Source organism: Sandarakinorhabdus sp., from assembly GCF_040398645.1.
Classification (GTDB): domain Bacteria; phylum Pseudomonadota; class Alphaproteobacteria; order Sphingomonadales; family Sphingomonadaceae; genus Sandarakinorhabdus.
The window spans coordinates 66,454-72,811 of the sequence record NZ_JBBATR010000007.1; the positions used below are offsets into that span (position 1 = coordinate 66,454).

Genomic DNA, 6,358 nt, shown 5'->3' on the forward strand with positions numbered 1-6,358 from the left:
TCGCCGACGACACCGGCACCGCCATCGGCCGGGTGCAAGCCATTGAGAATTTTGGCGCATCCGACATTCTCGACATCGCATTGGACGCTGGCGGATCTGTGATGGTGCCGTTTGTCGCCGATGTGGTGCGCGAAGACGGCAAACGCCTGATTGTTGACCGCGCCTGGCTCATCTAGTATATACACTACGTATACACATACGGAGCGTCACGATGGCCCGCACCAAGATCTTCAAATCAGGCAACAGCGCCGCCGTTCGCCTGCCCGCCAGCTTCGCGCCCGCGCCCGGCACCCTGGTCGAAGTGCGTGAGGAAGCCGGCCGCTGGGTGATCGAAGCGGTGCCGCAGGATGTGCCGATGATCAATCTGGACGGCATCTGGGGCAGTTGCCCCGGCATCAAGCCCATTGCCAGCGAAGATCGCGTGTTCGACGAACGCCCCTCCACGCTTCTGGCACGAGAAGCCGCTGCCCGTGGCGAGTGACGCGCGCTACCTGCTCGATACCAATATCTGCATCTACATATTGGACGCCAAACTGCCGATCTTGCGGCGGCGCGTGGAACAGCAGCCGTTGGGCAGTCTGGTCACCTCCACCATCGTGCTGGCCGAGATCTTGCGCGGCACCGATCCTGGTGATCGCATCGTCATGGCCCGCCTGAACGGCTTGCTGGATATTGTGCCAGCCCTGCCCTTCGATGCGGCCGCAGCCGAAACCTACGCCCGGCTGCCCTTTCGGCGCGGACGATTTGACCGACTGATCGCCGCGCACGCCCTGTCACGCGGGCTTGCCGTCGTCACCGCCAACGCGCCGGATTTTGCCGACATTCCCGGCCTCGCCGTCGAAGACTGGATGCAGCCATGACACCCACGACCTGGCGCGCCACCATCCTCACCCTTTATCCGGCAATGTTTCCCGGCCATCTGGGGGACAGCATTGCAGGCCGGGCGCTCGCGGCCGGCACGTGGGCCTGTGATGCGATCAACATCCGCGATTTCGCCGCCGATCGCCACCGCACGGTTGACGATACCCCGGCCGGCGGCGGCCCCGGCATGGTGCTGCGCGCCGATGTGGTGGCCGCCAGCCTGGATGCCGTGGCCGATGGCCGCCCGGTGCTGGCCATGACTCCGCGCGGAAAACCGCTGTCGCAAGCCCGCGTGCGCGAACTCGCGCAAGGCCCCGGCGCCATCATCCTGTGCGGCCGTTTCGAAGGCTTTGACGAACGCATCTTCCAGCGCCGCGCCATCGAAGAAGTCTCCATCGGCGATTATATCCTGTCCGGCGGCGAAGTGGCGGCGCTGGTGGTGATGGATGCTTGCGTGCGCCTGTTGCCCGGTGTAATGGGCGCGGCTTCCAGTGGAGACGATGAAAGCCACGAACACGGCCTGATCGAACATCCCCACTACACCAGGCCGCCCGAATGGGAAGGTTTGGCGATCCCCGAAGTGTTGCGATCGGGGGATCACGCACGCATCGCTGATTGGCGGCGCGCGCGGTCCATAGCGGACACACGGTTACGGCGGCCGGATCTTTGGGATCATCATGGGGATGATCAGGTCCAATCGCCCTCTGACGTGCGACAAAAGAAGAAAGAGGAATGAGATGAATCTCATCCAGCAGATCGAAGCCGAACAGATTGCCAAGCTGACTGCCACCCGCGCCATCCCGCTGTTTCGCGCTGGCGACACGCTGCGCGTTGGCGTGAAGGTGATCGAAGGCGAGCGCACCCGCGTCCAGAATTACGAAGGCGTGTGCATCGCGCGTTCGAACCGCAGCATCAATTCGTCGTTCACCGTGCGCAAGATTTCGTTCGGCGAAGGCGTTGAGCGTGTGTTCCCGCTGTACAGCCCGAGCATCGAAAGCATCGAAGTCGTCCGCCGCGGTATCGTGCGCCGTGCCAAGCTTTATTATCTGCGCGGCCGCAGCGGCAAATCGGCCCGCATCGTCGAAAAGCGTGACGCCCGGCCGGCATAAGCCGTTTTTACGTTCATACTACCGAAAGGGCGCTGGTGGCACGGCTACTGGCGCCTTTTTCGTTGCGCCGGCTGGCCCTGGAACCCTATTTGACTGTCATGTCTGCCCTCCCCTCTTCCGGCGTGCTTGATGGCGGCGTCCACCGCCTGCAATTGCGCGTTTATTTCGAAGACACGGACACGGCGGCCATCGTCTATCACGCCAAATATCTGCATTTCCTCGAACGCGGCCGCACCGAATTTCTGCGCGTCGCCGGCATCGATCACGCCGCAGCGGTGCGCGAAGGCCTGGGCGCCTATGCGGTCACGCAGATGGACTGCCGCTGGCTGCGACCGGCCCGGCTGGATGATGTGCTGCTGGTCGAAACCCGGCTGATCAGCGTGCGCGCCGCCGCCTGCCGCATCGATCAGGCGATCATCCGCGATGGCACGCCCATCTTCACCGCCAACCTCACCGCTGCCTTTCTCGATCCCGCCGGCCGCCCCCGCCGGCAACCGCGCGACTGGCTCGCGCTCTACCACAGCCTCATTCCACAGGACGCATGATGGAAACCGATCTCGCCCTCAAGGCCGCATCCGAATTGTCGCCGCTCGCGCTGTTCATGGCGGCGGATATCGTGGTCAAGGCCGTGATGCTCGGGCTGCTGCTGGCGTCGATCTGGAGCTGGACGATCATCATCGAACGCTCCCGCCGCCTGTCCCGCCTGAACCGCGAAGCCACCAGCTTTGAAGACTGGTTCTGGAAGGCCGAAAGCCTGGATGGCCTCTATGAGCCGTCATCGCGCGCCAATCACCCCACCGCCCGCGCCTTTGTGGCCGGCATGAACGAATGGCGGCGCAGCCTGCCCGGCGGGAAAGCACCAATCGACAGGGATGGCCTGCGCGCCCGGCTGGCGAGCAGCATCAATGTCGCCATCGGCCGCGATATCGATGATCTGTCGGATCGGCTGAACGCGCTGGCCACCATCGGTTCGGTGGCGCCGTTTGTCGGCCTGTTCGGCACCGTGTGGGGCATCATGCGCAGCTTTGCCAGCATCGCCGCCAGCCAGAACACCACGCTGGCCGTGGTCGCGCCGGGCATTGCGGAGGCGCTGTTTGCCACCGCCATCGGCCTGTTTGCCGCCATTCCCGCCGTGATCGGCTACAACCGCCTGCTGCACCGGGTGAACCGGCTCGAGGCGCGGCTGTCGGCGTTTGGCGAGGAATATCTCAATCTCCTGTCGCGGCAGCTTGACGGCATGGCGGGCCGCTGATGGCGATGAACCTGAAATCCCCTGCTGGCGGCCGCAGGGGCAGCCGCCGTCAGCCGATGGCGGATATCAATGTCACGCCGCTGGTGGATGTCATGCTGGTGCTGCTGATCATCTTCATGGTGACAGCGCCGCTGTTGGTGGCGGGCGTGCCGGTGGACCTGCCCGATGCCCGCGCCCAGGCGCTGCCGCAGGACCAGACGCCGATCCAGATCAGCCTGGATGGCAGCGGCCAGATGTTCATCGATCGGCTGGCGGTGGCGCCGGCGGCCCTGCCCGCCAAGCTGGCCGCCCTGCGCGCCGCGCGCAGCGATGATGCCCGCGTCTATGTGCGCGCCGATCGCATGCTGGATTATGGCGCGGTGATGCAAGTGGTCGGGGAGGTTAACGCCGCCGGCTTTCGCAAGGTGGCGCTGGTCACCGATGGCAGCAAGCCGGCACGCCTGCCGCCCGAAGCGGACACGCCAGTCCAGTGAACCGCACTGAGGCCACCACCCTCGCCGGCGCCGCCACCGCGCATCTGCTGCTGCTGGCCGGCCTCAGCCTGGCCTGGGCCAACACCGCGCCCTTGCAGCCCGCCGCCACCAATGACGTGGCGGTGGACATCGTCACCATCGCCGACGCGCCGCGCATCACCGATCCGCCCAAACCCTCGATCGAAGCCGCCCCGCAAGAACCCGCCGCAGCGCCGGAGCCGGTCGCCGAAGCTGCACCCGCGCCGGAGCCGGTAAAGGCCGACGCCGTGCCGCCGCCGGAACCGAGCAAACCAAAACCGCCCGCCAAACCCACCGCCGCGCCCAAAACACTGGCACCGCCGCTGCTCGACACGTCCAATCTGGCCGATCTGATCGACAAATCACTGCCCAAGGCCAAGACCCGCCCGCTGGACACCTCAAATCTCGCCAAGGAATTGACCGCGGCAGCGCCAACCAAGGCCCTGATCGATCCCCGCGCCGCCGCCACACTGGCCCAATCCATCCGCGCGCAAGTCGCCCCCTGCTGGAACCCGCCAGCCGGCGGCCGCGACGTGCGGCGCATGACCGTGATCGTGCGCGTCAGCTACAGCCGCGACGGCCGCGTCATCGGGCTCCCGGTCGCCGAAACCCCCACCGGCAGCACCACCGCCAACGCCGATTACGCCCGCGCCTTCGCCGAAACCGCCCGCCGCGCGGTCTTGCGCTGCCAACCGCTGAAATTGCCGCCGGAATTATATGAGCTGTGGGGCAGCGTGGAGATTAACTTCGATCCGGAAGAGATGACGTGATTGTGTTCCGGGTTTCTCCACACTCTCAACCAACAATGAAGCGCCGACACCTAAGGCATCAGCCTCCCTTGCCGCCTCGTTATATCAGTGTTGGTCATGGCATGTGGTGACTCGCGGTGAAGCTTACGCTATTTGTTCTAAATGACGGACTTTCAGATAAAACTGCGAAAGCGCGGCATCACAGCGCAAGAACTACTTCATGATATTCGGCAAGTGGCACTGATACGCGAGGCCGGAACAGTGACACGCTTAGAATACGATCAGTATGGCCAGTTTGGCGCAACAACCGTTCTGCGCAATTTCAAGACTTGGAACGCCGCAGTGCGAGCGGCTGGGCTAGGGGTTGTGACAAGGCAGGACATAAAGAATGAGGAACTGTTTGAGAATTTCGCATCAGTCTGGACCCATCTCGGGAAGCAACCTTTCGGTCGCCACATGTCTGATCGGTCGACCGGATCAAAGTTTTCGACAGGAACTTACGAGAAGCGGTTTGGTTCATGGAATAAGGCGCTGATAGCTTTCGAAGAATACATGGCGGGAAATGCAGACCCAGACACATTTATCAAGGAGGCCAGCAGCGTGCCAGCTTCAGTGACGGGTAAGCGAACTCCGCGCGGCGTAAATTGGCGATTGCGATATAAGGTGATGGTGCGGGATCACTGCATCTGCAAAATTTGTGGTGACAGCCCTGCAAAGAACCCAGCAACTGTGCTTCACGTTGACCACATTGTACCTTGGTCCAAAGGGGGCGAAACCTTCGAGGAAAATCTTCAAACCCTTTGTTTGATCTGCAATATCGGAAAGTCGGATATTGTTGTTTAGTTCGGAGAGAACATACCAAGTTAACAAGTTGGGAAATCTGCAGCTTATATAGTTTCTAAGCTCCCAAGATCAACCCAATCGCAGCCGACAATGCCACGCGATCATCAGGCTGCAATGAGCCAAGTTTGCGAATTATGAGGGACCGTTCAAGCGTGGCGATCACGGCCTTGATGGCGGAAGGCTTCAGCAACCCGGCGGCCTGCCACTGCATGACCAATACGTCATAGCTGTGGGCAAAACCTGTTAACTGGCTGGTAATGGCCATCACAATGACGTCCGGTCGCGCCGAATTTACGTCCGAGCGACTGATCACCACCGCCGGGCGCTGCTTGCTCGCTGCCTGATTGGTGAAGGGGAACGGAACCAGCAGTATATCGCCGAATGCCAGCCCGTCAGATGCTGTCATACACATCGTCTTCCGGCGAATTCCACACGGCGGCGAATGATGCCTCGCTGGCCATCATCGCCGCCGCGCGCAGTGCCTTTGCAGTTGCTGCCTCGGCTTCGCGCTGCCGCAGGAAGTCGACGAAATCCTCCACCTCCGCCACCCGGCCGTCGGGCAGGGCCGCGATCTTGTCGATCAGCGTGTCGGGAACAGGCTTGCGTTCGGCGGCAGTGGCCATCGGTGACTCCTATGTGGATTGTGGGCAAGATACGCCACAGGGGCAGGTTGCGCCAGTCGCTGTTGCCAGTATGGGGTGCGCTGGGGCGGCAGGGCGTTGTAAAGCGCTTTAGGCCCGCGCCTTCTCAGCGCGTGCCAGCCACACGATGTCCTACACCGGCACTTTGCGGTACAAGTGCTGGGTGGCTGGAAATGCGTGGCAGCAAATTTTCAAAAAATATGTCTTTTCAATACCTAAACCCGTACGATTAGGAAAATCTGGCAAAAATCGAGCAACATTCGCTCCGGCCTTGTGGTCGATTTGCGAGCAGGTTCAGCATCAGGGAAACAGGATGCCGCAAACATGCCAGCCCGGCGCTGCCCCGCAAACAGACAGCCCGAGCTGCGCCTGCCGGCGGTTTATCTCCCGTTCAGCCGGCGCTGCTGATAAG

At 62.5% G+C, this 6,358-nt stretch carries 13 protein-coding genes; 11 read left to right on the forward strand and 2 right to left on the reverse strand.

All coding sequences use genetic code 11. The features are described from left to right. The 10 genes from ABWP50_RS03165 to ABWP50_RS03210 all read left to right on the forward strand — a co-directional run. The coding region (locus ABWP50_RS03165) for a PRC-barrel domain-containing protein (protein WP_353216552.1) at positions 1 to 176 on the forward strand (176 nt) is incomplete at its 5' end. A gap of 35 nt (positions 177 to 211) precedes the next feature. Further along, positions 212 to 481 carry an AbrB/MazE/SpoVT family DNA-binding domain-containing protein gene (locus ABWP50_RS03170; RefSeq protein ID WP_353216536.1) on the forward strand — a complete coding sequence of 90 codons (270 nt, stop codon included), beginning with the start codon at positions 212 to 214 and terminating at the stop codon, positions 479 to 481. Then, positions 471 to 860, forward strand: coding sequence for a type II toxin-antitoxin system VapC family toxin (locus ABWP50_RS03175; RefSeq protein ID WP_353216537.1), 390 nt, complete (start codon positions 471 to 473; stop codon positions 858 to 860). Before ABWP50_RS03170 ends, ABWP50_RS03175 begins: the two co-directional genes overlap by 11 nt. Beyond that, positions 857 to 1,597: a tRNA (guanosine(37)-N1)-methyltransferase TrmD gene (gene trmD / locus ABWP50_RS03180; RefSeq protein ID WP_353216538.1), complete on the forward strand. Its 741-nt coding sequence runs from the start codon at positions 857 to 859 to the stop codon at positions 1,595 to 1,597. The genes ABWP50_RS03175 and trmD overlap by 4 nt, the downstream gene beginning before the upstream one ends. A gap of 1 nt (position 1,598) precedes the next feature. Further along, positions 1,599 to 1,970 (forward strand): 50S ribosomal protein L19, encoded by a 372-nt coding sequence (gene rplS / locus ABWP50_RS03185; protein WP_353216539.1) that lies wholly within the window; start codon positions 1,599 to 1,601, stop codon positions 1,968 to 1,970. Positions 1,971 to 2,068: 98 nt separating this feature from the next. Further along, positions 2,069 to 2,515 carry a YbgC/FadM family acyl-CoA thioesterase gene (locus tag ABWP50_RS03190; RefSeq protein ID WP_353216540.1) on the forward strand — a complete coding sequence of 149 codons (447 nt, stop codon included), beginning with the start codon at positions 2,069 to 2,071 and terminating at the stop codon, positions 2,513 to 2,515. Beyond that, a complete protein-coding gene (tolQ, locus tag ABWP50_RS03195; protein ID WP_353216541.1) occupies positions 2,512 to 3,222 on the forward strand; it encodes a protein TolQ in 711 nt (236 codons plus the stop codon). The genes ABWP50_RS03190 and tolQ overlap by 4 nt, the downstream gene beginning before the upstream one ends. A 56-nt stretch (positions 3,223 to 3,278) precedes the next feature. Continuing rightward, complete coding sequence (locus tag ABWP50_RS03200; RefSeq protein WP_502950967.1) at positions 3,279 to 3,695, forward strand: ExbD/TolR family protein; 417 nt, start codon at positions 3,279 to 3,281, stop codon at positions 3,693 to 3,695. Next, positions 3,692 to 4,483, forward strand: a complete 792-nt coding sequence (gene tolA / locus ABWP50_RS03205; protein WP_353216543.1) for a cell envelope integrity protein TolA — start codon at positions 3,692 to 3,694, stop codon at positions 4,481 to 4,483. Before ABWP50_RS03200 ends, tolA begins: the two co-directional genes overlap by 4 nt. Positions 4,484 to 4,624: 141 nt before the next feature. Further along, positions 4,625 to 5,305: a homing endonuclease associated repeat-containing protein gene (locus tag ABWP50_RS03210; RefSeq protein ID WP_353216544.1), complete on the forward strand. Its 681-nt coding sequence runs from the start codon at positions 4,625 to 4,627 to the stop codon at positions 5,303 to 5,305. Positions 5,306 to 5,360: 55 nt separating this feature from the next. Here ABWP50_RS03210 and ABWP50_RS03215 read toward each other — a convergent pair whose 3' ends face one another. Both ABWP50_RS03215 and ABWP50_RS03220 read right to left on the reverse strand, forming a co-directional pair. After that, a complete protein-coding gene (locus tag ABWP50_RS03215) occupies positions 5,361 to 5,711 on the reverse strand; it encodes a type II toxin-antitoxin system PemK/MazF family toxin (RefSeq protein ID WP_353216545.1) in 351 nt (116 codons plus the stop codon). Further along, positions 5,698 to 5,928, reverse strand: a complete 231-nt coding sequence (locus ABWP50_RS03220; RefSeq protein ID WP_353216546.1) for a hypothetical protein — start codon at positions 5,926 to 5,928, stop codon at positions 5,698 to 5,700. The genes ABWP50_RS03215 and ABWP50_RS03220 overlap by 14 nt, the downstream gene beginning before the upstream one ends. Positions 5,929 to 6,073: 145 nt before the next feature. Here ABWP50_RS03220 and ABWP50_RS03225 point away from each other — a divergent pair. Beyond that, positions 6,074 to 6,358: hypothetical protein (locus tag ABWP50_RS03225; protein WP_353216547.1), on the forward strand; the 285-nt coding region annotated here is incomplete at its 3' end.

What these genes read in the sequence shown, in the direction of transcription:
- ABWP50_RS03170 (WP_353216536.1), top strand. Translation starts at nt 212, where the DNA reads ATGGCCCGCACCAAGATCTTCAAATCAGGCAACAGCGCCGCCGTTCGC.
- trmD (WP_353216538.1), top strand. Translation starts at nt 857, where the DNA reads ATGACACCCACGACCTGGCGCGCCACCATCCTCACCCTTTATCCGGCA.
- rplS (WP_353216539.1), top strand. Translation starts at nt 1,599, where the DNA reads ATGAATCTCATCCAGCAGATCGAAGCCGAACAGATTGCCAAGCTGACT.
- ABWP50_RS03190 (WP_353216540.1), top strand. Translation starts at nt 2,069, where the DNA reads ATGTCTGCCCTCCCCTCTTCCGGCGTGCTTGATGGCGGCGTCCACCGC.
- tolQ (WP_353216541.1), top strand. Translation starts at nt 2,512, where the DNA reads ATGATGGAAACCGATCTCGCCCTCAAGGCCGCATCCGAATTGTCGCCG.
- ABWP50_RS03200 (WP_502950967.1), top strand. Translation starts at nt 3,279, where the DNA reads ATGGCGGATATCAATGTCACGCCGCTGGTGGATGTCATGCTGGTGCTG.
- ABWP50_RS03210 (WP_353216544.1), top strand. Translation starts at nt 4,625, where the DNA reads ATGACGGACTTTCAGATAAAACTGCGAAAGCGCGGCATCACAGCGCAA.
- ABWP50_RS03215 (WP_353216545.1), bottom strand. Translation starts at nt 5,711, where the DNA reads ATGACAGCATCTGACGGGCTGGCATTCGGCGATATACTGCTGGTTCCG.
- ABWP50_RS03220 (WP_353216546.1), bottom strand. Translation starts at nt 5,928, where the DNA reads ATGGCCACTGCCGCCGAACGCAAGCCTGTTCCCGACACGCTGATCGAC.